At 73.7% G+C, this 25,190-nt stretch carries 27 protein-coding genes; 14 read left to right on the top strand and 13 right to left on the bottom strand.

The features are described 5' to 3' along the window. Positions 1-32: 32 nt before the first annotated feature. Positions 33-908, bottom strand: coding sequence for an iron-sulfur binding domain-containing protein (locus tag J2S41_RS35450; protein WP_310374613.1), 876 nt, complete (start codon positions 906-908; stop codon positions 33-35). 98 nt (positions 909-1,006) lie between these two features. On the opposite strand from J2S41_RS35450, the gene J2S41_RS35455 reads away from it, so the two are divergent. The 3 genes from J2S41_RS35455 (at position 1,007) to J2S41_RS35465 (ending at position 2,871) form a co-directional block, all read left to right on the top strand. Continuing rightward, positions 1,007-1,519 (top strand): glycine cleavage system transcriptional repressor, encoded by a 513-nt coding sequence (locus J2S41_RS35455; RefSeq protein WP_310374614.1) that lies wholly within the window; start codon positions 1,007-1,009, stop codon positions 1,517-1,519. Beyond that, complete coding sequence (locus tag J2S41_RS35460; protein WP_310374616.1) at positions 1,516-2,076, top strand: peptide deformylase; 561 nt, start codon at positions 1,516-1,518, stop codon at positions 2,074-2,076. The genes J2S41_RS35455 and J2S41_RS35460 overlap by 4 nt, the downstream gene beginning before the upstream one ends. Before the next feature lie 66 nt (positions 2,077-2,142). Continuing rightward, positions 2,143-2,871, top strand: coding sequence for a hypothetical protein (locus tag J2S41_RS35465; protein WP_310374618.1), 729 nt, complete (start codon positions 2,143-2,145; stop codon positions 2,869-2,871). A gap of 28 nt (positions 2,872-2,899) precedes the next feature. Here J2S41_RS35465 and disA read toward each other — a convergent pair whose 3' ends face one another. The 4 genes from disA to J2S41_RS35485 form a co-directional block, all read right to left on the bottom strand. Then, positions 2,900-4,087 (bottom strand): DNA integrity scanning diadenylate cyclase DisA, encoded by a 1,188-nt coding sequence (gene disA / locus J2S41_RS35470; RefSeq protein ID WP_310374620.1) that lies wholly within the window; start codon positions 4,085-4,087, stop codon positions 2,900-2,902. 90 nt (positions 4,088-4,177) lie between these two features. After that, positions 4,178-5,620, bottom strand: coding sequence for a DNA repair protein RadA (radA, locus tag J2S41_RS35475; protein WP_310374622.1), 1,443 nt, complete (start codon positions 5,618-5,620; stop codon positions 4,178-4,180). 86 nt (positions 5,621-5,706) lie between these two features. Further along, entirely contained in the window at positions 5,707-6,552 is an 846-nt protein-coding gene (locus J2S41_RS35480; RefSeq protein ID WP_310374624.1) for a hypothetical protein, read from the bottom strand. Positions 6,553-6,649: 97 nt separating this feature from the next. Next, positions 6,650-7,483: a UbiA family prenyltransferase gene (locus J2S41_RS35485; RefSeq protein ID WP_310374626.1), complete on the bottom strand. Its 834-nt coding sequence runs from the start codon at positions 7,481-7,483 to the stop codon at positions 6,650-6,652. A 47-nt stretch (positions 7,484-7,530) separates the two neighbouring features. Between J2S41_RS35485 and J2S41_RS35490 the strand changes: the two genes are divergently transcribed. After that, a complete protein-coding gene (locus tag J2S41_RS35490) occupies positions 7,531-8,250 on the top strand; it encodes a methyltransferase domain-containing protein (protein ID WP_310374628.1) in 720 nt (239 codons plus the stop codon). 11 nt (positions 8,251-8,261) lie between these two features. Beyond that, positions 8,262-9,293, top strand: a complete 1,032-nt coding sequence (locus tag J2S41_RS35495; RefSeq protein ID WP_374728213.1) for a type III polyketide synthase — start codon at positions 8,262-8,264, stop codon at positions 9,291-9,293. Here J2S41_RS35495 and J2S41_RS35500 read toward each other — a convergent pair. The 3 genes from J2S41_RS35500 to J2S41_RS35510 all read right to left on the bottom strand — a co-directional run bounded on the left by J2S41_RS35500 (position 9,290) and on the right by J2S41_RS35510 (position 11,515). Then, positions 9,290-9,442, bottom strand: coding sequence for a hypothetical protein (locus J2S41_RS35500; protein ID WP_310374630.1), 153 nt, complete (start codon positions 9,440-9,442; stop codon positions 9,290-9,292). The genes J2S41_RS35495 and J2S41_RS35500 overlap by 4 nt on opposite strands. A gap of 30 nt (positions 9,443-9,472) precedes the next feature. Next, positions 9,473-10,408 (bottom strand): alpha/beta fold hydrolase, encoded by a 936-nt coding sequence (locus J2S41_RS35505; protein ID WP_310374631.1) that lies wholly within the window; start codon positions 10,406-10,408, stop codon positions 9,473-9,475. 360 nt (positions 10,409-10,768) lie between these two features. Beyond that, positions 10,769-11,515 (bottom strand): hypothetical protein, encoded by a 747-nt coding sequence (locus tag J2S41_RS35510; RefSeq protein ID WP_310374633.1) that lies wholly within the window; start codon positions 11,513-11,515, stop codon positions 10,769-10,771. Positions 11,516-11,984: 469 nt separating this feature from the next. On the opposite strand from J2S41_RS35510, the gene J2S41_RS35515 reads away from it, so the two are divergent. The 7 genes from J2S41_RS35515 (at position 11,985) to J2S41_RS35545 (ending at position 17,696) form a co-directional block, all read left to right on the top strand. After that, positions 11,985-12,470: a CarD family transcriptional regulator gene (locus J2S41_RS35515; RefSeq protein ID WP_033342403.1), complete on the top strand. Its 486-nt coding sequence runs from the start codon at positions 11,985-11,987 to the stop codon at positions 12,468-12,470. A gap of 66 nt (positions 12,471-12,536) precedes the next feature. Beyond that, entirely contained in the window at positions 12,537-13,244 is a 708-nt protein-coding gene (gene ispD / locus J2S41_RS35520) for a 2-C-methyl-D-erythritol 4-phosphate cytidylyltransferase (RefSeq protein ID WP_310374636.1), read from the top strand. An 8-nt stretch (positions 13,245-13,252) separates the two neighbouring features. Continuing rightward, positions 13,253-13,726 (top strand): 2-C-methyl-D-erythritol 2,4-cyclodiphosphate synthase, encoded by a 474-nt coding sequence (ispF, locus tag J2S41_RS35525; RefSeq protein WP_310376775.1) that lies wholly within the window; start codon positions 13,253-13,255, stop codon positions 13,724-13,726. 63 nt (positions 13,727-13,789) lie between these two features. Further along, on the top strand, positions 13,790-14,875 hold the full coding sequence (locus tag J2S41_RS35530; RefSeq protein WP_310374638.1) for a tetratricopeptide repeat protein: 1,086 nt from the start codon (positions 13,790-13,792) through the stop codon (positions 14,873-14,875). A gap of 63 nt (positions 14,876-14,938) precedes the next feature. Further along, positions 14,939-15,796: a hypothetical protein gene (locus tag J2S41_RS35535; protein ID WP_310376777.1), complete on the top strand. Its 858-nt coding sequence runs from the start codon at positions 14,939-14,941 to the stop codon at positions 15,794-15,796. 84 nt (positions 15,797-15,880) lie between these two features. Then, positions 15,881-16,360, top strand: a complete 480-nt coding sequence (locus tag J2S41_RS35540) for an SRPBCC family protein (RefSeq protein WP_310374639.1) — start codon at positions 15,881-15,883, stop codon at positions 16,358-16,360. Between the two features lie 82 nt (positions 16,361-16,442). Continuing rightward, entirely contained in the window at positions 16,443-17,696 is a 1,254-nt protein-coding gene (locus J2S41_RS35545) for a PQQ-binding-like beta-propeller repeat protein (RefSeq protein WP_310374641.1), read from the top strand. Between the two features lie 43 nt (positions 17,697-17,739). Here J2S41_RS35545 and hisC read toward each other — a convergent pair whose 3' ends face one another. The 5 genes from hisC to J2S41_RS35570 form a co-directional block, all read right to left on the bottom strand. Continuing rightward, positions 17,740-18,816 (bottom strand): histidinol-phosphate transaminase, encoded by a 1,077-nt coding sequence (gene hisC / locus J2S41_RS35550; protein ID WP_310374642.1) that lies wholly within the window; start codon positions 18,814-18,816, stop codon positions 17,740-17,742. Then, a complete protein-coding gene (locus J2S41_RS35555; RefSeq protein ID WP_310374644.1) occupies positions 18,813-19,868 on the bottom strand; it encodes an RDD family protein in 1,056 nt (351 codons plus the stop codon). The genes hisC and J2S41_RS35555 overlap by 4 nt, the downstream gene beginning before the upstream one ends. Continuing rightward, on the bottom strand, positions 19,865-20,389 hold the full coding sequence (locus tag J2S41_RS35560) for an RDD family protein (RefSeq protein WP_310374646.1): 525 nt from the start codon (positions 20,387-20,389) through the stop codon (positions 19,865-19,867). The genes J2S41_RS35555 and J2S41_RS35560 overlap by 4 nt, the downstream gene beginning before the upstream one ends. Before the next feature lie 119 nt (positions 20,390-20,508). After that, positions 20,509-20,892: a DUF3037 domain-containing protein gene (locus J2S41_RS35565; protein ID WP_310374647.1), complete on the bottom strand. Its 384-nt coding sequence runs from the start codon at positions 20,890-20,892 to the stop codon at positions 20,509-20,511. A 58-nt stretch (positions 20,893-20,950) separates the two neighbouring features. Continuing rightward, positions 20,951-21,715 (bottom strand): HipA family kinase, encoded by a 765-nt coding sequence (locus tag J2S41_RS35570; RefSeq protein ID WP_310374649.1) that lies wholly within the window; start codon positions 21,713-21,715, stop codon positions 20,951-20,953. Positions 21,716-21,862: 147 nt separating this feature from the next. Here J2S41_RS35570 and J2S41_RS35575 point away from each other — a divergent pair, with 147 nt between their 5' ends. Continuing rightward, positions 21,863-23,260, top strand: a complete 1,398-nt coding sequence (locus J2S41_RS35575) for a PQQ-binding-like beta-propeller repeat protein (RefSeq protein WP_310374652.1) — start codon at positions 21,863-21,865, stop codon at positions 23,258-23,260. 51 nt (positions 23,261-23,311) lie between these two features. Further along, positions 23,312-24,979, top strand: coding sequence for a fumarate hydratase (locus tag J2S41_RS35580; protein ID WP_310374654.1), 1,668 nt, complete (start codon positions 23,312-23,314; stop codon positions 24,977-24,979). Positions 24,980-25,190: the final 211 nt, after the last annotated feature.

Here is a 25,190-nt window from a genome sequence, read left to right on the forward strand (position 1 = left end):
CGAGGGGCCCCTTCTTCATGTCACGACCCGGGTCAGGGCAGGACGAAGTGCTCCGGCAGATCCGGTGCGGTCCGGGCCAGGCCGTCGGTCAGCAGGCCGGCCAGTGCACGCTCGCGCTGCGCCTCGTCCGGCCACACCAGGTCGATGCGGTGCCGCGACACCGGCGTCTCCGACTGCCGCAGCACCGCCATGATCAGGCCGCGGACGTGCCGGTCCGTCCCCGCGTACTTCTGCGGGCGCCGCGTCGGCCCGTCCGGCATCGGCCTGCCCGACGCCCGCCACGCGCACCCGGACGCCACCGGGCAGTCCGGGCAGCGCGGCGACCGGGCCGTGCAGATCAGCGCGCCGATCTCCATGAACGCGGCGCTGGCCCGTGCCGCCCGGGCCGGCTCCTCCGGCAGCAGGGCCTCGCACGCCACCAGATCGGCGGGCGTGGTCGCCAGGCCCGCGTCCGGCTCGCCCGCCACCGCGCGGGACACGAACCGGCGCACGTTCGTGTCCACGACCGGATGCCGCTGCCCGTACGCGAACGCGGCCACCGCACGCGACGTGTACACGCCGATGCCGGGCAGCGCCAGCAGCTGATCCAGGTCGTCCGGGACCTCGCCGCCGTGCCGCTCCACGATCGCGGTCGCGCACGCGTGCAGCCGCAGCGCGCGACGCGGGTAGCCCAGCCGGTCCCACATCCGGATCGCCTCGCCCGGCGGATCCGCGGCCAGCGCGGCCGGCACCGGCCACCTCGCCATCCAGGCACGCCAGGCCGGGAGCACCCGGACCACCGGCGTCTGCTGCAGCATCACCTCGCTGACCAGGATCGCCCAGGGGGAGGCGTCCGGCTCGCGCCAGGGCAGGTCGCGGGCGTGCGTGTCGAACCAGTCGATCGCGGTCTCGGCAATAGTCGTCGTCATCGCGCGACAATCCTGCCCGATCCACGCGGTGTCCCGCACGCTGGACCCTCCGGCGGGGGAACACGCGCGACCGGGACCACATCGGGGACACTGCTCGGGTGCAGGAGCTAGCGATCACCGTCATCGGCCACGACCGGCCGGGCATCGTCGCCGACGTCGCCGGCGTGCTGGCCGGCCTCGGCGCCAACCTCACCGACTCCACCATGACCAGGCTGCGCGGGCACTTCGCGATGACGCTGGTCTGCACCGGCCCGCACGCGCCCGCGGTCGAGGCCGCGCTGGCGCCGCTCACCGCGGACGGGGCACTGCTGGCCACGGTGCGGGCCGTGCAGCCGGAGGCCACCGGCGAGGTGCGCGGCGAGCCGTACCTGGTGAGCGTGCACGGCGCGGACCGGCTCGGCATCGTCGCGGCCGTCTGCCGCGTGGTCGAGGAGGAGGGCGGCAACGTCACGGACCTCACCACCCGGCTGACCGGTCCGCTCTACCTGCTGATCGCGGAGGTGGACCTGCCGCCGGACGCGGCGGACCGGCTCGCGGAGCGGCTGCGCGAGGTCGGGCAGCGGCTGGACGTCGAGGTCACGCTGCGGCGCGCGGAATCGGACCTGCTGTGACCGCGCCGATCGACGACCTGGCCGGGTGGACGCCCGAGTCACTGGGCGAGCCGGGCGCGGTCCGAGCCGTGGTCACCGCGCCCGACCCGGTGCTCAGCCGAGCCGGGTCCGAAGTGGACCCGCGCGACCCGGAGGTGGTACGGCTCGCCGCCGACCTGATCGCCACCATGCGCGTCTCGCCCGGCTGCGTCGGCCTGGCCGCCCCGCAGATCGGCGTGGGCGCCCAGGTCTTCTGCGTGGACGTGACCGGGCACCCCAAGGCGGTGACCGTGCACGGCGCGTTCGCGCTGTGCAACGCGACCGTGGTGGAGGCGAGCCGTTGGCGGCCCGGGCGCGAGGGCTGCATGTCGGTGCCGGACCTGACCGGCGACGTGAAGCGGGCCAGCCGGCTCGTGGTCGAGGGCCAGTTGCCCGGCAGCGGCGTGACCGTCAAGTTCGCGGCGGACGGGTTCGAGGCGCGCGCGTTGCAGCATGAGATCGATCACTGTGCCGGGATGCTGTTCCTGGACAGGGTGGCCGGCGCGCATGCGGTGTACCAACGCAAGACCTACCTGTGAGGGATACTCACGGCGCGTCGCGTCCGCCGAGCGCGCATCGCTCGATACGGTGACCCCATCATGAGAATGACGGTTGGACCCCACCCACCCGCCGTCTACTGGCGGAGACGCGCCGTTGTCCTCGGCGCGATACTCGTCGTCGTCATGGTGATCGCCTACTCGTGCACCAGAGGCGGCGGCACCGACACGCCGACCGGCCAGGGTGCGGGTACCGGCTCGCCGAACGCCGACTCCACCCCCGCGCCGACGGCCAGCGCCTCCGTGCTGACGCCGCGCACCGACCCACCCGGCCAGGACCAGACGTTCGCCCCCGCGCCCGAGGGCGGCTCGGCCGGCCGGCCCCAGCCCGAGGACTCGCTGTTCCCGACCGCGGGCGCGGACGGGATCGTGGTCGGCGGCAGCGGCTGCGCCCAGGGCGCCATCACCATCACCGCGGCGTCCGACAAGCCCAGCGCGGCCCGGGGCGCGGGACTCCAGTTCCAGCTGAGCATCAAGAACTCCTCGACACAGTCCTGCACCGTCGACGTCGGCTCCCGTGAGCAGGAGATATACCTCAAGCGGGGCGCGGAGACGGTGTGGTCGTCGGACACCTGCGCCGACCCGGGCGCGTCGGACATGCGCACGTTCGCGCCGGGCGAGCAGACCACGATCGGCACCGTCAACTGGAACGGCAAGTCCTCCGCCAAGTGCAGCGACGGGTCCCCGGCCGGCGACGCCCCGGCCGCCGGCACCTACCAGCTGTTCGGCCGGTTGTCCCAGCAGACCACCAACGGTGTGACCATAACGCTGAGCTGAGGAAGGGCCCGCGAGCCGGGCCCTTCCGTCACACGTACCGCTCGAGGATGCTGGCCTCGGCCAGGCGGGACAGGCCCTCGCGGACGCTGCGGGCGCGCGCGTCGCCGACGCCGTCCACCGCCTGTAGGTCCTCGACGGTGGCGCCGAGCAGCCGCTGCAGGCTGCCGAAGTGGTCGACCAGCCGGTCCACCACGCTGCCGGGCAGCCTCGGCACCTTGGCCAGCAGCCGGTAACCGCGCGGGCTGACCGGCGCGTCCAGCGCGTCGGAGGCCGGCGGGTAACCGATCGACTTCGCCACCGCGACCAGGTCGATCAGCTCGGCGGCGGTGAGCAGATCCAGTTCGACCAGCGCCTCGTCCAGCGTGCGCGCCTTGCGCCCGGTCGGCAGGTAGTCGCGGATGACCAGCGTGCGGTCCGCGTCGACGCCGGCCATCAGCTCGTCCAGCTGAAGCGCCAGCAGGCGACCGTCGGTGCCCAGCTCCACCACGTAACCCGCGATCTCGTCCGCGATGCGGCGGACCATCTCCAGCCGCTGCACCACCGCGACCGCGTCCCGCACGGTGACCAGGTCCTCGATCTCCAGCGCGGAGAGCGTGCCGGAGACCTCGTCCAGGCGCAGCTTGTACCGCTCCAGCGTGGCGAGCGCCTGGTTGGCCCGGCTGAGGATGGCGGCGGAGTCGTCCAGCACGTGGCGCTGTCCGTTCACGTACAGCCCGATGATGTGCATGGACTGGCTGACCGAGATCACCGGGTAGCCGGTCTGCTTCGCCACCCGCTCGGCCGTGCGGTGCCGGGTGCCGGACTCCTCGGTGTGGATGTCCGGGTTCGGCATCAGGTGCACGGCGGCGCGCACGATGCGCGTGCAGTCGCTGGACAGCACCACCGCGCCGTCCATCTTGCACAGCTCGCGCAGCCGGGTCGAGGAGAACTCCACGTCCAGCGGGAAGCCGCCGGTGCAGATCGCCTCCACGGTCGCGTCGTAGCCGAGCACGATCAGCGCACCGGTGCGGCCACGCAGGATGCGCTCCAGCCCGTCGCGGAGCGCGGTGCCCGGCGCCATCAGGGCGAGGTTGGCCCGGAGCGGGTCACCGGCGGCACTGGACCCGTTCAGCCCGGGGGATCCGTTCGTCACGGCGCGAGCGGGTGAGCCGACCACGCCGGCGCGCCCGGGCAGGCTGGCGCCAGCGGATCTGCTGGCATCTCGGTCGATCGGCACCCGCACAGTCTACGGACCGTCATCCACGGGCCGCCGTTGCGGTTCGGCCGCAACGGCACACAGTGATCTATCATCACGCTCCGTAGTCGATCACTCGGCGGAGAAGCGGGCCGCCCACTGCAGCGCGCTGCGCAGATCGCCCACCTCCTCCACCCGCATGCCGTCCGCCGCGACGCCGGTGGACGCCGGCCCGCACCCCGGCGGGACCAGCGCGAACTTGAACCCGAGCCGGGCCGCCTCGGCCAGCCGCCGCGGCACCGCGCCCACCCGGCGCACCTCGCCGGTCAGCCCGACCTCGCCGATCGCGGCCAGTGTCGGGTGCAGCGCCAGGTTGAGCCCACCGGACGCGACCGCCAGCGCCACCGCCAGGTCGGCCGCGGGCTCGACCACCCGGATGCCGCCGACCGTGGCCGCGAAGACCTCCTTGTCGTGCAGCGTCAGCCGCTCGACCCGGCGCTGAAGCACCGCCAGCACCATGGCCAGGCGCGCGCTGTCCAACCCGGAGACCGTGCGCCGCGGCGAGCCGGCGACCGTGCCGCCGATCAGCGCCTGCACCTCGGTGACCAGCGCGCGCCGGCCCTCCATGGCGACGGTCACACAGGTGCCCGGCACCGGCTCGGTGTAGCGCGTGAGGAACAGGCCGGACGGGTCGGGCAGGCTGTTGATGCCGCCCTCGTGCATCTCGAAGCAGCCCACCTCGTCGGCCGCGCCGAACCGGTTCTTGATGCCGCGGACCAGGCGTAGCGAGGAGTGCTTGTCGCCCTCGAAGTGCAGCACCACGTCGACCAGGTGCTCCAGCACCCGCGGACCGGCCACGTTGCCGTCCTTGGTCACGTGGCCGACCAGCACGGTCGCGATGTTGCGCTCCTTGGCGAGGCTGACCAGCGCGGCCGTGACCGCGCGGACCTGGGTGACGCCGCCGGCCACGCCCTCGTTCGCACCCGTGGAGATGGTCTGCACGGAGTCGAGCACCAGCAGGCCCGGCTTGACGGCATCCAGGTGGCCGATGACCGCGCCGAGGTCGCTCTCGGCCGCGAGGTAGAGCTGGTCGTGCAGCGCGCCCATCCGCTCCGCGCGCAGCCGCACCTGACTCACCGACTCCTCGCCGCTGACCACCAGCGACGGCGTCTCGCCCGCCTCGGCCCAGCGCTGCGCCACGTCCAGCAGCAGCGTCGACTTGCCCACGCCCGGCTCGCCGGCCAACAGCACCACGGCGCCGGGCACCATGCCGCCGCCGAGCACCCGGTCGAGCTCCGGCACGTGCGTCGGGCGTGCCTTGGCCGGCGCGGCGCTGATCTGCGAGATCGGCCGGGCCGGCTCGGCGGGCAGGCGGGAGGCGACCACCTTGCCGGAGACCATCGGCCCGGGCGCCGCCTCGATCACCGAGCCCCACTCGCCACACTCCGGGCAGCGGCCGACCCACTTGGGCGGCTGGTGCCCGCAGGAATCGCACTGGTACGTCGGGCGTGGCTCCCGGGAACCGCCGGAGCGGGGACGGGCCGCGGCGGCGCCGCGCGGAATGGGTCGGGTCACGCAGGCAACGGTAGCCACGCGGTACGACAAAATCGAAAGGCCCGCCCGGTGCGCCGGACGGGCCTTTCGGACGTGCCTGAGCAGCCTTACTCGTGGTGCTCTTCCTCGACCGCCTCGCGCGGCGCCGGCGTCAGCGGGATGTCCACCGGCGTCACCACGGTCAGCAGCGGGCTGGCGCTACCGCCCTCGGTGGCCTGGAACGTCAGCGTGACCGACATGCCGCTGCGCAGCGCCCCGGCCAGGCCGATCAGCATCAGCCGCTCCGCGCTCTCCGGCGAGAAGACCACCGAGCCGTTCGCCGGGATCTGCACGGTCGCCGCGCGGCCGGAGACCGGGGCGGAGGAGGTCTGGGACGGCGACGGGCTGCCGGTGCCCGCGGACGGCGAGGCCGGGACCGACGCGTTCGGCTCCGCGTTCTGCTCCTGGCCGCCCTCGTCCTCCGAGGCGGAGGAGGCCGTGTTCGGCTCGGCCTGCTGGCCGGTCGGCGACTCCGTGGTCTCCGGCGACTCGGGCGCGGCGGGGGATCCGGTCGCGGACGGCGACTCGGCGGCCGGGGTCGGGGCCGTCGTCGCGGTCTCGCCGGCCACGATCTGCACCGCGCGCGCCGAGGTGGCGGTCGGGTCCGCGCCGTCCGCCGGAGCGGCGACGTCGATCGTGACGGTCAGCGGGTTCGCCCGCTGGTTGATCAGCGTCACGTGCAGCGGCGCGTTGCCACCGGCCGGGTAGCCCTCGACGCCCTCGTACGCCACGGCGAGCCCGCGGACCGCCAGCTTTCCGTCCGTGGAGTCGGCGGACACGGTCGCGACCGACGGCGCCTTCATCGCTGTCTCGGCGATCTGCCCGGCACTGCATCCGGTCACCGCCAGCGCGACCGCGGCGGCACCCACCGCGAGGCGCACCGCCCGGCGGCCTACCGTCATCGAGCGCGTCACGTCGGTCCTCCTCGAACTACCAGAACGCGAGCTGGCCGGGCTTCAGCCTAGTTGGCCGTGATCGGCTACGTGAGCCGACCCGCCAACTGCCCGGCGCTCACCCCACCGAACCGCCGACGACCAGCAGAATCACGTCGATCAGCGCGACCGCGATGACGGACCGGAACGCGGCGTGCGAGCGGCGCCCACGCGCGGCGGCGGCGCGTCCGGCCAGCCAGCCCGCGGGCAGCGTCACGGCGGCCACCACCACCGCGGCCGTGCCCACCCAGGACGGCGGGCCGGGCGGTCCGAACGCGAGCGTCACGGTGGCGCCGAGCAGCAGCGCGGCCGCGGCGATCCGGGACGCGGTCGCGCCGAGCCGGTGCGGCAGGCCCCGTACCCCGGTGGTCAGGTCGTCCTCCAGATCGGGCAGCACGTTGGCGAAGTGCGCACCGCCGCCGATCAGCCCACCGGCCACGACCAGCCACGGCGGCGGCGCGGGCGCGCCGGGCAGCGCCAGCACCACGAACGCGGGCAGCGCGCCGAACGAGACCACATAGGGCAGCACGGACAGCGGCGTCCGCTTCAGCGGCGCGTTGTAGAGCAGGGCCGAGACCAGCGCCAGCGTGATGCAGGCCGCGGCCGGCAGCGTGGTCAGAAGACCCAGCGCGGGTACGGCCAGCGCGGACACCAGCGCCGCCACGCCCACCGCGGTGCGGCTCACCGCGCCGGTGGCGACCGGCTTGTCCGCGCGTCCCACGGTCCGGTCCCGCGTCGCGTCGAGCCAGTCGTTGCTCCAGCCCACCGCGGCCTGGCTGGCCAGCACGGTGGCGGTGACCAGCGCACCGCCGGCGAGCGAGTGCCCGGCGCCGGCCGCCAGCAACGCGGTGACCGCGGTGACGGCGAGCCCGGGCTCGGGGTGGGCGGCGCGGAAGAAACCTCGGAGGGCCATAGACGGTGAGTCTGGCCCTTCCCGCCGAGTCGTGCCAGGCTCGACGGATGAGCCCGCCCCGGACAGCGGCGCGCAACGACCCCCGGCAGTACGACGTACTCGCCGGGGAGTGGTGGCGTCCGGGCGGTCTCTTCGAGCTGCTGCACTGGCTGGCCGCGGCGCGGGCCACGCTGATCCCGCCGGCGTCGCGGGACGGCGCGCTGCTGATCGACGTGGGCTGCGGCGCCGGCCTGCTCGCCCCGCACCTGGACGGGTACGGCTACCGGCACGTCGGCGTGGACCTCGGCGCGGCCGCGCTCGCCCAGGCCGCCGCGCGGGGCGTGCTCCCGGTCCGGGCGGACGCGGCCCGGCTGCCGTTCCCGGACGCGGTCGCGGACGTGGTGGTCGCGGGCGAGCTGCTGGAGCACGTGCCGGACCTGGCCGCCACGGTCGCGGAGCTGTGCCGGGTGCTGCGCCCGGGCGGCCTGCTGGTGCTGGACACGCTGAACGACACGTTCCTGAGCCGGCTGGTCACCATCACCATCGCCGAGTTCCTGGTGCCGCGGGCGCGCGGCATCCACGACCCGCGCTTCTATGTGGATCCCGCGCGGCTCACTGCGCTCTGCGCCACACACGGTGTACGGCTGCGAATCCGGGGTATCCGACCGGGCCTGCCCGCGCTCGCCGGCTGGCTGCTTGGCCGCCGGCCGCCGGTCCGTGCCCCCCGCATGCGCCCGATCAGGTCGACCGCCGTTGCCTACCAGGGATTGGGGCGAAAAGAGTGGTGATCATCGGTGGGATGGGCGTGGCGCTGCCGCCGTCCGCCAATCAGGACGAGCTGTGGACCGGTTACTTCGCCGCGCACTACCAGGGCCGGGTCGCCGCGATCGCGGAACAGATCTTCGCCAACTCCGGCGTGCGTACCCGTCAGGCCGCGGTCAACCCGATGACCGAGGACGTCTCCGGCTGGTCGACCGAGCAGCGCATGCGCCGCTACCAGGAGGAGGCGCTGCCGCTCGGCAAGGAGGCGGTCGAACGCGCGCTCACCTCGTCCGGACTGGACGCCGCGGACGTCGGCCTCTTCGCGGTCTGCTCCTGCACCGGGTACGCCACGCCGGGCCTGGACATCCTGCTCGCCCGCGACCTGGGCATGTCACCGCGCACGCAGCGGCTGTTCGTCGGCCACATGGGCTGCTACGCCGCGCTCCCCGGGCTCGGCGCGGTCTCCGACTTCGTGACCGCGCGCGGCCGCCCGGCGCTGCTGCTCTGCGCGGAACTGCCCAGCCTGCACATCCAGCCGCCCGCGGCCCGGCTGGAGACGCAGCAGGTGGTCTCGCACGCGCTCTTCGGCGACGCGGCCGTGGCCGTGGTGCTGCGGCCGGAGGAGCGGAACCTGCGTGGGTACGCCGTGCGCGAGGTCGCCGCCGTGACCGACCCGACGACCGCGGACCACATGTCGTGGCAGGTCACCGACCTGGGTTTCCGGATGGGCCTGTCCGCCCGGGTGCCGCAGGTGCTGTCCCGGCACGTCCGCCCGATGGTCGACGACCTGCTCTCCGTCCACGGCCTGACCGTCGCGGACGTGGACGGCTGGGCCGTGCACCCGGGCGGCCCGCGCATCCTGGACACGGTGGAGCGGCAACTGGAGCTGGAACCGTCCGCACTGGCCGCGTCGCGTGAGGTGCTGGCCACGTACGGCAACTGTTCCTCGCCGACCGTGTTGCTGATCCTGGACGCGCTCCGCCGCCGCCCCGAGCCGCCGCGCCGGGTGCTGGCGCTCGCGTTCGGCCCGGGCCTGACGCTCTACGCCGTGCTCCTGGAACTGGCCTAGTGTCGTGAGCCGTTGCCGCGGGTGCACCATGGGGTGATGGGTTCGAGGATCTGGTCGGCGGTTGTGGTCCGGACGTAGGGCCTGGGGCCGTCGTTCCAGGTCTCGATCCCACCGCGGATCTCGTTGTCCGGCAGTCCGTGTACGTCCATGTGTCCCCATGATGAAGACCGCTCGGTCGGCTACCTGCGCGAGGCCTTCGTCACCACGCGCTGCACCGCCTGCACGGCGACCTCGGGCTCGTCGAGGTAGATGTAGTGACCACTATTGGCGGCGGTGCGGAAGTCGGCGCGGCACGACAGCCCGAGCCACGCACGCTGCCCCGCTCCCCACGCCTGCTCCAGGGCGGCCCCGTACTCCGGCACCTCAGCGAGGTAGGGCTTGCCGTGCTGGACGACCTCGACGGGGATGTCCCCCGCGGACCGCACCGGCCCGTCACCGATCACCAGCCGCTCCGGGTTCTCCCCGCGGAACACGGCCAGCGTCTGCGCCCGCAGCTCCGCCCCGAAGCCGGTGGCTGACTCCGGAATCGCCCGCTCGACGTCGGCCATCATCGTCGGTGAGGTGGCGTCCATCAGCACGACCCCCGAGACCTCACGCTTGTGGTCCGGCGCGTAACGCGCGGCGATCAGCCCGCCCAGCGAGTGCCCGGCCAGCACGACCGGCCTGCCACCGGACACCGTCCCGATCACCTTGGTCAACACCGCACCGGTGCTGTCGATGGTCTGGGGCCGGTCGGGCTGGTCGCTGCGCCCCTCACCGAGGCGGTCGTAGGAGCACACCCGGTTCGACCGGCTCAACGCCTGCTGCAACGCCGCCATCCGGTCCGTACCGTCACCGAGACCCGCCATCAGGACGACGACCGGCCTGTGCTTCTGCTGCACACCGGAGCAGGACACGTGAACCGACTTGCCGCCGACGTCGATCGACCTCTCGGCGGGTGTGGCCTGACCGGCGACCGCGGCCCCGGCGGGTGTGGCCTGACCGGCGATCGCGGCACCGGCGGCGGCGACGGCGACCATGGCGAGCACAGCGGAGGTCTTGAAGTGGCGGAACATCGCTTCTCCCAGCGTTTGCGGTGTTGTCGTTCCTGACACCGCAAACGCTATGGACTTCATGGATCAGGATCGTCACCACGCAGCGGGCATGTGCGCGTAGCTCTGGCGGGGGACGTCGTCGACGTGCCGCCGAGGACCCATTGTGACCATGCGGGGTTCGCGCAGGTCATGGCTCTCGGACCGCTCGGCAGGGCGGGCGGGATCGTTCCTCGGGCGAGACGGCCGGGCGGCGCGGCCGGGTAGTGCCTGCCGCGCAGGTGGCGTGGCACGGTGACCGGCGGCGGGACCGGCTCCGACGCGGCGTCCGGAGCGGCGGCGGAGGCCGCCGCGAGGTTGGCCCGCGGGAGCATGCGGGCCGCACCACGCCGGAAGCGGGAAGATCGAGTTGGGAAGTCTTCGCCCGGCGTAGCGGGCGAGGGCCTACGCGAGTTGTTCGAGCGTCCCGCGGTATTCGTCGGCGGTGGTGGCGGACGGGATGGTGCGGAGGATCTCGTTGCGCTCGTCGACCAGCAGCACGGCGCCGCCGCCGGCCGGCTCGGGGAGGTCGGACACCGCGCGGAGCGAGCCGGCCTGGTCGAGCAGGTGCAGCACGCCGGGGGCGGGGCCGCCGGGTGGGCCGGAGGCGGGCGCCCGGCTCACGGCTATCACCCGGACGCCGGGGGGCGTGGCGCGCAGCGTCTCCTGCAGCAGGCGGTCGCAGGCGCAGCCGTCGGTGATCACGAACACCGCCGGGAGCAGGCCCCGCAGCGGCGTGCTGCTTCCGTCCTCCGCGACCAGGTCGAGCGCGGGGAGCGTCCGGCCCGAGGTGGGGGTCTGGCCGGCGGGCGTGCGCTGCGCGGTGGGCGTGCGCGGCTGGCCGAGCCAGCTGACCAGGAACAGGCTGGTGAGGGTGGTGATGATGGCGATGCCCATGATGACCAGCGGGATGCGGAGCGCGGCCTCGTGCGGCGGGGTGAGCAGGCGGCCCAGGAACGTGCGGCGGCTCACCCGCGGAACGGGCGGGGAGGACCGTTGCCGCTCGCGCAGTTCGCGGCGCACGGCCGCGGCCTCGTCGGCGAGCGCGGAGGCGTCGTCCGGTATGACTATCGATCGCCACTCGGGAGGCAGTTCCGGCAGGTCACTGTCGTCCGGAGGAGGAACGTCGCCGTTGCCGCCACGCGTGCTCATCTGCACCCCCTGACCGCCCGCCGGAAGTGGCTCGGGGTCCGGCTTATAGCGTCTCGCACCCGAGCGTTCACCGCCAGTGGGGCGCGGGGTGGCCATCGGCGATAGAATGGGGCCGCCGCATCGTTGGAGCCACGACCTTCCTGCAAGACCGTGCAAGTTTTTCTGGCCAAGATTTTCTCGCCTCAGCCGAGCCGCTCGGACCGCCGCCGGTGCTCCGATTCGTCCCGGATGGGGTAGCTCGATCCAGACGTGCTGATTCGTCCGGCCTTAGCGACTGTCGATCTCGACCGCCGCCGCAGGCCGGTGATGTATTGGTTACGCTGCGTCAGCGAATCATCTGAATGGCGCGCTGTCAAGCCCGAGAAAGACCTTTCACAGGGTGTCTGAGCTGCGCAAATGGTCAGGGTCGGGGTGGGACATCGGTGTCCGACCGTGTTACGCTAGACACAGCGAAAGGGGTTTCGAACCTATGGTTTTCAGTGTCGGCGAGACCGTTGTTTACCCCCACCACGGGGCCGCACTCATCGAGGCTATCGAGACTCGGGTCGTCAAGGGCGAGGAAAAGCTCTACCTCGTCCTCAGGGTCGCTCAGGGTGACCTGACGGTGCGGGTTCCCGCTGAGAACGCCGAGATCGTCGGTGTGCGTGAAGTGGTCGGAGAAGAGGGCCTCGGCAAGGTCTTCGACGTTCTCCGCGCCCCGCACACCGAGGAGCCGACCAACTGGTCGCGGCGCTACAAGGCAAACCTGGAAAAGCTGGCCTCCGGCAACCCGCTGAAGGTCGCCGAGGTCGTCCGCGACCTGTGGCGTCGCGAGCGCGAGCGGGGTCTGTCCGCCGGTGAGAAGCGCATGCTGGCGAAGGCTCGGGACATTCTCGTCGGCGAGGTGGCGCTCGCGGAGAAGAGCACCAAGGACGAGGCGGAGACCCTCCTCGACAAGGTCCTCACCGAGGCCTGATCCGCACCCGATCAGCGCCTGCCCGATGAACGACCGCTCCACCCTGATAAACGACAGGACCGCGACGTGACCGCGCACCTTGACCCGCGCGGTGACGTCGCGGTCCTCGTTCCGGCCGCCGGCGCCGGTGTCCGGCTCGGCCCGGGCGGCCCCAAGGCGCTGCGTCTGCTCGGCGGCGAGCCGCTGCTGGTGCACGCGGTGCGCCGGGTGGCCGCCGCGCGCGGGGTGCGCTTGATCGTGGTCGCCGCGCCGCCCGCGGACGTGACGTTCGTGCGCGAGCTGCTGGCGCCGGTCGCCGAGGTGACGGTCGTCCCCGGCGGCGCCGACCGGCAGTCCTCCGTGTCGGCCGCGCTCTCCGCCGTACCCGCTGATGTGGAGGTCGTGCTCGTGCACGACGCGGCCCGGGCGCTGGCCCCGGCCGAACTGGTGGAATCGGTGGCCGAGGCCGTGCGGGCGGGCGCCGGCGCGGTGATCCCGGTGCTGCCGGTGGTCGACACGATCAAGGAGGTCGACGCGTCCGGGACCGTGCTCGGCACCGTCGACCGGTCCACGCTCCGCGCGGTGCAGACGCCGCAGGGCTTCCGCCAAGACCTCCTCGCCGCCGCGCACGCGGCCGCGGTCGCCGCGCACACCGACGACGCCGGCATGGTGGAGAAGCTGGGCGAGCGCGTGGTCTGCGTGCCCGGCTCGGACCACGCCATGAAGATCACCCGCCCGATCGACCTGGTGCTCGCGGAGTACCTGCTGACCCGTGCGGCAGGATCCACCACGTGATCATTCCGATGGTGGGCGTGGGGACCGACGTGCACGCGTTCGAGGCGGGGCGGGACTGCTGGGTCGCGGGCCTGCACTGGCCCGGCGACACCGGCCTGGCCGGGCACTCCGACGGCGACGTCGCCGCGCACGCCGCCTGTGACGCGCTGTTCTCCGCGGCCGGGCTCGGCGACCTGGGTGCCAACTTCGGCACCGACCGGCCGGAGTGGTCCGGCGCCTCCGGGGTCGCGCTGCTCACCGAGACCGCGGCCCGCGTGCGCGCGGCCGGCTACGAGATCGGCAACGTCTCGATCCAGGTGATCGGCGTCCGGCCGAAGATCGGCAAGCGCCGCGCCGAGGCGCAGCGGGTGCTCGGCGACGCGGCCGGCGCCACCGTGACCGTCTCCGGAACCACCACGGACGGGCTCGGCCTGACCGGCCGCGCCGAGGGCCTGGCCGCCATCGCGGTCGCCATGGTCTACCGCCCCGCGCCCGGCCGGTGACGGACCGGTTCCGGCCGGTGGACGGGACGGACGGGCTGGAGGCGCTCGCCTAAGCTCGGGGGCGTGCCGAGCGACGCCGCCCCCGACCGTACGCCCGACGAGGGCTCCGAGACCGTCAGCGCCAGCGAGCACGTGCAGCGTGCCGCGCTCCTCGCCGACCTGGAGGCCTACCCGGACGCGATCGCCGAGCTGGAGGCCGCGCTGGCGCTGGAGCCGGACGACTCTTGGGCGCGCGCCATGCTGGCCCGGGTCTACCTGGTCACCGACCGCCCGGCGGACGCGCTGGTGAGCGCGGACCAGGCGGTCGAGTCCGCGCCCGGGCAGGTGGCGCCGCTGGTGGTGCGGGGTATCGCGCTGGTCGAGCTGCACCGCTTCGCGGAGGCCGCCCAGGTCGCGGAGCAGATCATCCAGATCGGCCCGCAGGAGGCGTACGCGCAGCGCACCGGCGCCGCGCTGCTCAGCGAGACGCGCAACGGCCAGGTGGCGCTGGACACGGCGTGGCACGCGGTGACGCTGGCGCCGACCGAGCCGGAGAGCCACCTGGTGCTCGCGGTGGTCGCGGCCCGGCTGCACCAGTTCGACCTGGCCGAGCGCGCCTACCGGGAGGCGATCCGGCTGAACCCGGACCTGGAGCAGGCCGGCGGCGACTCCGGCCTGCTGCGGCTGGAGCAGCGGCGGTACGCGCGGGCGCTGGCCGGGCTCGCGGCCGAGGCCGCGCAGGACGAGCCGGTCGCGTTCGACCCGCGGACGCGGGAGACCGCCACCCAGACGCTCGGCCGCACCACGGACGAGACGCTGCACCGGACGCTGCTGGCCGGCGGCACCGGCGCGCTGATCGTGGCGATCCTGGTCGCGTTCTGCGCCGCGGTGGACGAGCCGCTGTCCCGGTTCGCCGCGGTCACGCTGACCGTGCTCGGTGCGATCGCGATGGCGATCTACCTCGCCCAGGTGCCCCGGGTGGTGCGGGAGCGCTTCCCGCGGCTGCTGCGCACGGAGCGATCGCTCATGATCGCGCTGGTGGCGACCGGCGCCATGCCCGCGTTCATCCTGGCCTACGCGGTGATCGGCACGCCCTGGCCGCTGGCGCTGTCGATCGCGGCCGGCGTGATCGCGGAGCTGATCATCATCCTGCGCGCCCGCCGCTCGTGACCGCGATGCCCTTGTCGGTCGATCGAGGCTTCCATTAGGTTCAATGCCGTGCCGCCCGGGTTGATACCGCCGCTGCTCGCGGGCCTGGTGGATGACGCGGCGCTGGTCTCCGGCGGCACCTCGCCGCTCGACGCCGCCGCGATCACCGACGCCGCGTCGGTTCACCGTGAGCACCTCTCGGGGTGGTATTCGGCGCTGGTCGGCCCGCTGCTGCTGCCCGCCACCGCGGTCTCCGTGCTGCCCGCCCCGCTGCCCGGCGCAGACCGGCCGGAGATCGCCGTGATAGCGGACACCGGCCTGGACGGCTACCTCGCGGTGCGCGACCGGCTGGAGTCGCACTTCGCCGTGCGCCACATCGAGGTCGCGGTCGCGAAGCGCGGCGAGGACCCGCAGCCGGGCCTGCACCGCCTGATCCGCGCGCTGGCCTCCGGTGCCGCCCCGCGCGGATACGCGGAGATCCCGCTCAGCTGGGGCCTGCTCGGCGCGCTGGACACGGTGGCCTCCGCGCGGGCCGCCGGTGCACCGGTCGGCGCGAAGTTCCGCACCGGCGGGCTGGCCGCCGAGCTGTTCCCGACGCCGGTCGAGCTGGCCGCCGTGATCTGCGCCTGCCGCGAGCGGGACCTGCCGTTCAAGCTCACGGCCGGGCCGCACCACGCGCTGCGCAGCGCGGACCCGGAGACCGGCTTCGTGCACCACGGCTTCCTGAACGTGCTGGTCGCGACGCTGCTAGCGGTGGAGGGCGGCGAGGTGGCGGACGTGGCCGAGGCGCTGGCCGCCACCGACCCGGTGCGGTTGATCGAGCCGGTGCGCGTGCGGAGGGAGGAGCCGCGGCCGCTCTGGGAAGGGTTCGGCACGGCGGCGGTGATCGACCCGCTGACCGATCTGATCCGATTCGGCCTGGTGGATGGCGGCTTCAATTGACCGATGGTGGAAATGCCCACCCACGGTCGTGACCGCCCCGTTACTCTGCGGCAGTAGGCAGATTCACATCGGTCGGGGGCGCTCATGTCGACCATCGCGGTCACCCAGCTGGTCCAGGCGCCCGCCGCGCGCGTGTGGGCGGTCTTCACCGATCTCGCGCACCGTGCCGCCTGGCTCTCCACGGTCGACGAGGTGGAGGTGCTCACGCCGGGCCGGCTGCGGGCCGGGTCGGTCTGGCGGGAGACGCGGCACATGCCGGACGGCGCGCGCGTGACCGAGGAGTTCCGGGTCGAGGAGTACGACGAGGGTGCGCGATTCGTGGTCAGCTCGCCCGGGATCGGCGCGGACTACCGGATGACGTACACGTTCGCGCCGGTCGAGGACGGCCGGCACCGGGGTGAGACCGCGGTCACGGTGGTGCAGGAGGGCACGCCGCTGGCGCCCGGCGGACGGCTGCTCGCGCTGCTGCTCGGCGGGTTGGCCGCCATGGTGTCCGAGGGCGCGCTCCGCCAGGACCTGCACGACCTCGCGATCGCGGCCCGCCCGATCTCCGCGAACCGCTGACCGGCCGCCGGGGTCCGCCGGACGCGCTGAGTGGTCGCGGTGCGACAGGAGGCGGCGGCGCGGCCACGGTAGGGTTCTCGGCGTGCGTGAGGAGGCGGGGAAGAAGAGTCGGGCCGTGTGGTGGCAGGCGTCGCTGGCGGCGTTGGTGCTGGCCGGGCTCGGGGTGGTCGCGGTCGTCCGGGTGCTCCCACCGGCCGAGGTGCTGACCGTGACGCCGGTGGCGAACGCCGCGCCGATCGAGCGGAAGACCGGCACCGCCGGGCTGCTCTACTCGGCGCCGCTGATCGTGGACGGCGACATCCGGGTCTACGCGAGCGACCGTCAGGTGCGCGCGGACACGCCGGCCGCGGCGCGGACCGAGCGGACCCCGGCCTGGACCTTCCGGCGCTGGCCGCAGAGCGTGCTCGGCGTGGTCGAGTCCGGCGGCGTCGTGATCAGCCGCTGGACGGACGGCGAACTGGTCGGCATCCGCGCGAGCACCGGCCGGATCGCCTGGCGGGCGCCCGGCCCGCAGCCGGCGCCGGACGCGACGCCGGCCACCCCGCGCCGCACCGGCGAGGAACTGGTCTGGACGCCGGCCGACCTCTACACCGCCACCGACTCGGCCGGCGCCGACCTGGTCGTGGTGCGCGGCGCGGACGCGGTCCGTGTCTTCGAGGCCGCCACCGGCCGGGAGCGGAGCCCGATCGCCGCGGCCTGCGGGCCGGCCGGCTTCACCACCGCGAGCGGCGGGTACGCGTGCCGCACCGCGACCGGCCTGACGCTGTACGACCTGGCGGCCGGCGGCCCCGGCCGGGCGTGGGCGGCGGACGGCGAGGTCACCGCGGACTCCTGCCGGCTCGGCGCGTCGTCCTGCGCGCTGGTCCGGGCCGGTGGGAAGGCGTACCGGTTCGCCGAGGACGGCGTGCGCGCCGCGCCGGTCGCGGACCCGCCCGGGTCGAAGGTGCTCGGCGAGCTCGTCTACACCACCGACGGCGTCCGGACCGCGACCGCGTACAACCTGGTCACCGGCGCGCGGGTCTGGTCCTGGCCGGGCCGGGAGTGGGACCGGGACCTGCGGGTGCTGGCCGTGCAGCCGAGCCGCGTGCACCTGTTCAACGCGGAGAGCCGGCTGATCACGCTGGACGCGGCGACCGGCACCGAGCTCTCGCTCTTCGCGTGGGGGGTGCCGAGCACGCGCGGCGAGCCGAAGCAGGAGCGCCACTGGACGCCCGGTACCGCGTACGCCACGGACGGCCTGGTCATCGCCGTGCGGCGGAAGCCGGAGTCCACGGAGACCGCGGAGGACAAGGACTACTACTTCGCGGGCGAGGGCGTGGCGGTCGCGGTCTCCTGACGGCCCGTCCCGGCGCCCGCGGGCGGGCGCCGGGTCCCCGATGTCAGAGCGCGTCGGCCGCGGCGGCGAGGAACGCGTCGTTCTCCGCCTCGGTGCCGACCGTGACGCGCACGCCGTCGCCCTGGAACGGGCGGACGATCACGCCGCGCGCCTCGCACGCGGCGCCGAACGCGGCGGCGCGGTCGCCGAGCGGCAGCCAGACGAAGTTGGCCTGGCTCTCCGGCACGTCCTGGCCGAGTTTGCGCAGCTCCACCGCGAGCCGGTCGCGTTCGCCGACTACGAGCGCGCAGCGGCGGCGGACCTCGTCCTCCTGCGCCAGCGCGGCCAGCGCGGCGGCCTGGGCCAGCAGGCTGGTGGAGAACGGCGTGGTCACCTTGCGGACCGCGGCCGCCACCTCCGGCGCCGCGACCAGGAAGCCGACCCGCAGCCCGGCCAGGCCCCACGCCTTGGAGAGCGTGCGCAGCACCGCCACGTTCGGCCGGTCCGCGTAGGTGTCGATGCCGTCCGGCACGTCCGGGTCCGTGGCGAACTCCCGGTACGCCTCGTCCAGCACCACCAGCACGGTCTCCGGCACCGCGTCTAGGAATCGGTCGATCTCCGTGCGGCGCAGCGCGGTGCCGGTCGGGTTGTTCGGGTTGCAGACGAAGACCAGCCGGGTCCGGCCGGTGATCGCGGCGGCCATCGCGGTCAGGTCGTGGCCGTGGCCGGGCGTGTTCGGCACCCGGACCGCGGTGGCGCCGACCGCCGCGGCCACGATCGGGTACGCCTCGAACGAGCGCCACGCGAAGATCATCTCGTCGCCCGGCAGGCAGGTGGCGCGCGCCAGGTTCTCGCAGAGCGCCACGGAGCCGCACCCGGTGACGAGCCGGTCGGCCGGTACGCCGTACCGCGCGGCCAGCCGGTCCCGCAGCTCGACCGCGGCCAGGTCCGGGTAGCGGTGGGTGCCCGCGGCGGCCGCGGTGATCGCCTCCACCACGCCGGGCAGCGGACCGAACGGCACCTCGTTGCTGGCGAGCTTGATCGCTTCCGTCATGCCCAGGTCGCGGGCCAGGTCGGCGGGGCTGCGACCGGGCACGTACGCCGGGATCGCGTCCAGATCGGCGCGGGTCAGCCGGGTCATCGGTCACCTCCGGTGGTGTCGGTGCGGCCGCCGGGATCGGCCGGTGGCCGCGCGGGGTTCGTCCCGGGCCGCCCCGCGGGTAGGGGAGCGCCCGACGCGTCTCGGGGCAGCTGGACCACCACGGTCTGCGCGACGCGGTCGTGCCACGCGCGCTGCAGGTGCCGGTCGAACAGCGGCGAGAGCCCGTCCAGCAGCTGCCAGAGGAGCCCGATGCCGCAGCAGGACCAGAAGAGCGTGGCGACGCCGTAGAGGTTCCACCGGCGGAACGCGCGGATGAAGCCGGGCGTCGCGCCGTCCTGCAGCCCGATGGCCTTGATGCCCATCAGCCGCTTGCCCACGGTCTGGCCGCTGTTCGCGATCTGCGGCACCTCGTAGGCGAACCACACCATCGCGGTCACCACCAGCATCGCCAGCTGGAGGAAGCTGAACCGGTCGGAGGCGGCCGGCACCGCCGGGTTCTCACCGCGCTCGGCCGCGGCCAGGTACTCGCTGACCTGCGGCAGGTACGCCTGGAGCTCCTGGAAGTACTGCACCAGGAACCACGAGTTGGCGATCAGCACGAGCACCAGCAGCACGCCCAGGTCGATCAGCCGGGCCACGAACCGGGCGCCGTACCCGGCCAGCGCCATCCCGTGCGGCATCACCGGCGCCGGTGCCCAGCCGGGCGGCGGCGGCGCGCCGTGCGGCCACCCGGGCGGCGGGGGCGCACCCTGCGGCCAGCCGGGCGGGGGCGCACCCTGCGGCCAGCCGGCGGGCGGCGGTGCGCCGTGCGGCCAGCCGGGCGGTGGCGGCGTCGGGACGGGGGAGTGCCGCGGAGGTACGGCCGTGCGGTCCACCGGCCAGCCGTGCGGCCCGCCGTCCCGGGCCGGGGGCGTGCCGTCGACGCCGGCGGCCGGCGCGGGCGGTGCGGGCGCGGGCTCCGGTGGCGGCGGGCCGTCGGGCGGCGTCGCGTCCGCCGGCAGCGGCGCACCGATCCAGCCCTCGCCGTCCCACCACCGCTGCGTGGCCGGATCCGCCGGGTCCTTGTACCAGCCGGGGGCGATGTCGCTCACTGGAACACCCCGCCGGGCATCGCTGTGCTCACCGGAGAAACCTTAACCACCGTGGTCGCGGCGGCCTTGTCGTGGAGGCACTGCTGGTACGGCTTGTCCCAGAGCTGCCACAGGCCGTCCAGGTACGCACCGAAGGGCACCAGGTTCAGGCCGAGGGTCGCGCCCCAGCGCTTCGCCGCGTCGCCGCGGCCGATCCCCTGGCCGGGCAGCTGCCCGAGGCGCACGATGTGCAGTTTCATGAACCGCTTCCCCGGTGTCTGGCCGCTTTTGAGCACGAACTCGACATGGTAGAGGTAGCTCAGCAGCGTACCCAGCACGAACGCGACGCCGGTCGAGATCAGGACCGAGGCGACGTAGCCGGGGACGGCCGCCGGGTCGCCGGTGCCGTCCGGGCCGGCCAGCGCCACGGCCTGCGACGTGACGTAGATGACCAGCGGGATCGTGTAGACCATCGCGATCGCGCCGAGGATGAGGCCGTCGACGAGGTACGCCACGAGGCGGTCGACGAACGGGGCCAGCACCGGCGGAGGTGCGGAATATCCGGGATGACCGGTATATGCGGGAGGGGGGCCCGAGTACTGCGGATTCACCGGCACAGTCTCCCAGGTCGCGCTGAGGAATGTCTGCGAGCGAGGCTCGGCTATCTGACCAGCACGTCCATCAATCGCTCCAGCTCCGCGGCCGGGTCCGCGGTCAGCCCGGTGTGCACCGGCCCGGTCTGGATGATCGTGCTGCGCGGCGCGGTCAGCCAGCGGAACCGTTCACCGGGCCGCATGCCGCCGGCCGGCCCGCAGACCGCGTCGCCCGCGGTGGTGACCTCGAACGACCGCAGCGCGCCGAGCACCGCGTCCGCGTCGACGGTACGGTCCAGCGCGCGCAGCCGGTCCAGGTCCAGTGCGGTGCGCGCGGCCAGGAACCCGGTTCGCTGGCAGTAGAGGATCACGCCGACGTTGATCTGCTCGCCGCGCTCCACCCGCGGCAGCACCCGCACCACCGCGTACTCGAACAGTTGCCGGTCGCTCATGCCGGAATCCCCTCGACGCTGCGGTGACGCCGTGGTCGGCGCTGAGCCGATGGTTCGCTCACTTCGACACCCCCACCGGCAGCCAGGCGTCCCGGCCGCCGGCGCGGGCCAGCAGGTGGTCGCGGTAGGCCGCGCGCACGCCGTCCGCCGTGGCCAGCGCCGGGTCCTCGCTGTCCGGCGCGGCCAGCCAGCCGTCCGGCACCAGCGCCAGCACGTCGCTCAGCAGCTCGCGGGTGATCTGCGGGCCGAGCGACGCGTCCGCCTCGGCCAGCCGGGTGGCGAACGGCGCCAGCACGTGATCGTCTCCCTTGAACGGCCGGTGCACCACCGCGCCGGCCCGCGGCCAGTTGTGGTGGAAGTAGAGCGCGGCGCCGTGGTCGATCAGCCAGAGGCCGCCGTGGTGCCAGGTCAGCATGTTCGGGTTGCGCCAGCTGCGGTCCACGTTCTCCACGAACGCGTCGAACCACAGGATGCGCGAGGCGAGCAGCGGGTCGACCGGGTGGGCGAGCGGGTCGAAGCCGAGCGCGCCGGGCAGGAAGTCCATGCCGAGGTTGTCGCCGCCGGAGTGACGCAGCAGCTCCTGGACCTCCTGGTCGGGCTCGGCGCGGGCGATCACCGGGTCCAGCTCCAGCACCACCAGCTCCGGCACGGGCAGGCCGAGGCGGCGGGCCAGCTCGCCCGCGATCACCTCGGCGACCAGCGCCTTCGGGCCCTGGCCGGCGCCGCGGAACTTGACCACGTAGGTGCCGAGGTCGTCGGCCTCGATCACGCCGGGCAGCGATCCGCCCTCGCGGAGCGGTGTGACATACCGCGTTCCGATCACTCGCCGAAGCATGGTGATCAGCTTAGGCGTACGTACCGGCCGATGCTTTTGGTCCTGTTTGTTATGGACAGGCGGGAATTGCGCATTCACGCCATGCCGGGGAGGCGTGGTTAGCGTGGGCGCGTGGCGAATGGCCGGCGTCCGTGCGTGAGGTGCTGGCTGATCCTTGCCGTCGTCGCGCTGGTGACGCTGGCGCTGACCAACGTGTGGAACCCGTGGCCCGGCGTGTGGGCCTGGGTCAACCAGAGCGGCCCGCTGGCGGAGCCCGCCCCGGCATGGCAGCAGCGGGTCGGCGCCCTGCCGCGGACCGTCACGATAGCCGGTGGCGCCGTGATCATCGACCGGGGTGACGCGGTCGAGGGACGCGCGCTCGCCAGCGGTGGCCTCGCCTGGGAGAAGACCGGGATCAGCTGGAACGCGGTGGCCGGCGAAGGGGACGGCGCGGTGGTGCTGACCGGCGAGCTGCTCACCAAGGGCTACCAGGTGCTCAACCCCTACGACGGCACGGTGCTGCGGACCAGCACGGACGCGGTGGGCGTCTGGACGTACCGAAACCTGCTGGTCGACGTGCGGTGCTTCGCCGCGAAGGACTGCGTGCTCTCCGCCTGGGACCCGCGCGGTACCGCGCCGCGCTGGTCCACCGACCTGCCCGGCATCCAGGTCGGCCTCAACCCCGACAACCCCAGGTCGTTCGGTACGGAACTGCTGACCACGCCGCGGGTGAGCGGCGACGCGGCCGGCCCCCAACCGGCGCCCGCGCTGCTCGGCCTGCCGATCGACAACAAGGTATACGTGGTGGAGACCGGCACCGGCCGGGTGGCCCGGGTCGCGGACCCGGGCCGGGAGGAGCGGGTGACCACCGCGGGCGGCCGGGTGATCCGGGTGCTCGCCCAGTCCGCGGACGGCACCTGCTACTTCACGGTGACCGGCCACGAGGCGGGCACCGGCCGGGAGGTCTGGCGGCAGACCGCGCTGAACCTGCGCACCACGGAGAGCGCCGGGTGCGCGCAGCGCGCGGACCCCAGCGGCGGGCGCAACGTGGTGCTCGGCGTGGCGCCGGACCGCCGCGAGGTGATCGTGGACATGTTCGACGGCCGGCTGCTGTGGACCGGCGAGCCGGGCGACCGGGTGCTCTCGGTGGACGACCAGTTCGTGGCCGTGCGCACCGAGGACGACCGGTTGCTCCGCGGGTACGTGCTGGGCCAGGAGGGCGTCGCCTGGTCGCGCGACGCGGACGGGGACACCCAGGCCGCGATCGCCCGGTACGCGGTGGTGGTGATCGAGAAGGACCCGGACCGGGTGGTGGCGCTCGCGCCGGTGAGCGGCGCCGTGCTGGCCGAGGTGCGGTCCGGCGCGGACGTGCTCGCGGTCGGCCCGGCCGGCCTGATCATCGGGGACGGCCGGGACATCGGATACGTGCCCTACGGGTCGCAACTTGCCGATGGCGGGAGTTCCGACCAAACGGGCGGAGCGCCCGGTGACGGCGATGCCGACGCGGTGTGCGCGGATCCGTCCCGGCCCAATTGCGGCCTCTCCGGCAAGTAGCCACGGACCGGTCACCGAAGCCGTCCCCGGACTGGCCTAGGCTTGCGGCTCATGAGCAGTGCCGCCGCCTTCTCCCATGCCCCCCTGCTGCCGCTCGGGGACGACCTGACCGAGTACCGCCTCGTGAGCGACGAGGGCGTGGATGTCGTCAACGGGCCGGGCGGGCGCCGTTTCCTGACCATAGAGCCGTCCGTGCTGACCCAGCTGACCGCGGAGGCGATGCACGACATCGCGCACTACCTGCGCCCGGCGCACCTGGCCCAGCTGCGATCCATCATCGACGACCCGGCCGCCTCGCCGAACGACCGCTTCGTCGCCACCGACCTGCTGCGCAACGCGAACATCGCGGCCGGCGGCGTGCTGCCGATGTGTCAGGACACCGGCACCGCGATCGTGGTCGGCAAACGCGGCCGGCACGTGCTCACGGACGGGCTGGACGAGGAGGCGATCTCGCGCGGCGTGTTCGAGGCGTACACCCGGCTCAACCTGCGCTACTCCCAGCTCGCGCCGCTGACCATGTGGGAGGAGCGGAACACCGGGACCAACCTGCCGGCGCAGATCGAGCTGTACGCGGAGGACCCGGGCGGGCACCCGGACGCGTACAAGTTCCTGTTCATGGCCAAGGGCGGCGGCTCGGCCAACAAGTCGTTCCTCTTCCAGGAGACGAAGGCGCTGCTCAACCCCGTCCGGATGATGCAGTTCCTGGAGGAGAAGCTGCGGGCGATCGGCACCTCGGCCTGCCCGCCGTACCACCTGGCGATCGTGATCGGCGGCACCTCCGCGGAGTACGCGCTGAAGACCGCGAAGCTGGCCAGCGCGAAGTACCTGGACACGCTGCCCACCTCCGGCTCGATGCTGGCGCATGGCTTCCGCGACCTGGAGCTGGAGGCGGAGGTGCTGGACCTGACCCGCCGGTTCGGCATCGGCGCGCAGTTCGGCGGCCGTTACTTCTGCCACGACGTGCGCGTGGTCCGGCTGCCCCGGCACGGCGCGTCCTGCCCGGTCGCGATCGCGGTCTCCTGCTCCGCGGACCGCCAGGCGGTTGCCAAGATCACTCCGTCCGGCGTGTGGCTGGAGCGGCTGGAGACGGACCCGGCCCGGTTCCTGCCGGACGTCACGGACGAGACGCTGGAGACGGACGAGGTCGTGAAGATCGACCTGAACCGTCCGATGGACGAGATCCGCGCGGAGCTGTCCCGCTACCCGGTGAAGACCCGGCTCTCGCTGAGCGGGCCGCTGGTCGTGGCGCGCGACATCGCGCACGCGAAGATCGCCGAGCTGCTGGACGGCGGCGGCGAGATGCCGCGGTACCTGCGCGACCACGCGGTCTACTACGCCGGCCCGGCGAAGACCCCCGAGGGGTACGCATCCGGCTCGTTCGGCCCGACCACGGCCGGCCGGATGGACGCCTACGTGGAGAAGTTCCAGGCCGCGGGCGGCAGCATGGTGATGCTGGCGAAGGGCAACCGCTCCCGGGGCGTCACCGAGGCCTGCCACCGGTACGGCGGCTTCTACCTCGGCTCGATCGGTGGCCCGGCCGCGCGCCTGGCCCAGGACTGCATCCGCCACGTCGAGGTGCTGGAGTACCCCGAGCTGGGCATGGAGGCGGTCTGGAAGATCGAGGTGGAGGACTTCCCCGCGTTCATCGTGGTGGACGACAAGGGCAACGACTTCTTCGCCGAGGTCACCAAGCCGGTCCTGACCGTGGGCCGTCGGTAGCCGCCGTGTCACGTCGGTCGCATGCCCGTCCCGGTCCGGGACCGCGCGGACGGGCAGGCGACCGCCCCCGTTGTGATCTTGCGGGACGTGTTCACACATCCGCAGCCATAGCCTGCCGGACGTCGCTTCCGAATCGCTGCCGTTCCGCTCTCACGGCCGATCATCGGGTGGCCTGCTGTTTGCCGTACCGCAATCGTTTGTCCCGGTTCGC

This window comes from Catenuloplanes atrovinosus, from assembly GCF_031458235.1.
Taxonomy (GTDB): Bacteria; Actinomycetota; Actinomycetes; order Mycobacteriales; family Micromonosporaceae; genus Catenuloplanes; species Catenuloplanes atrovinosus.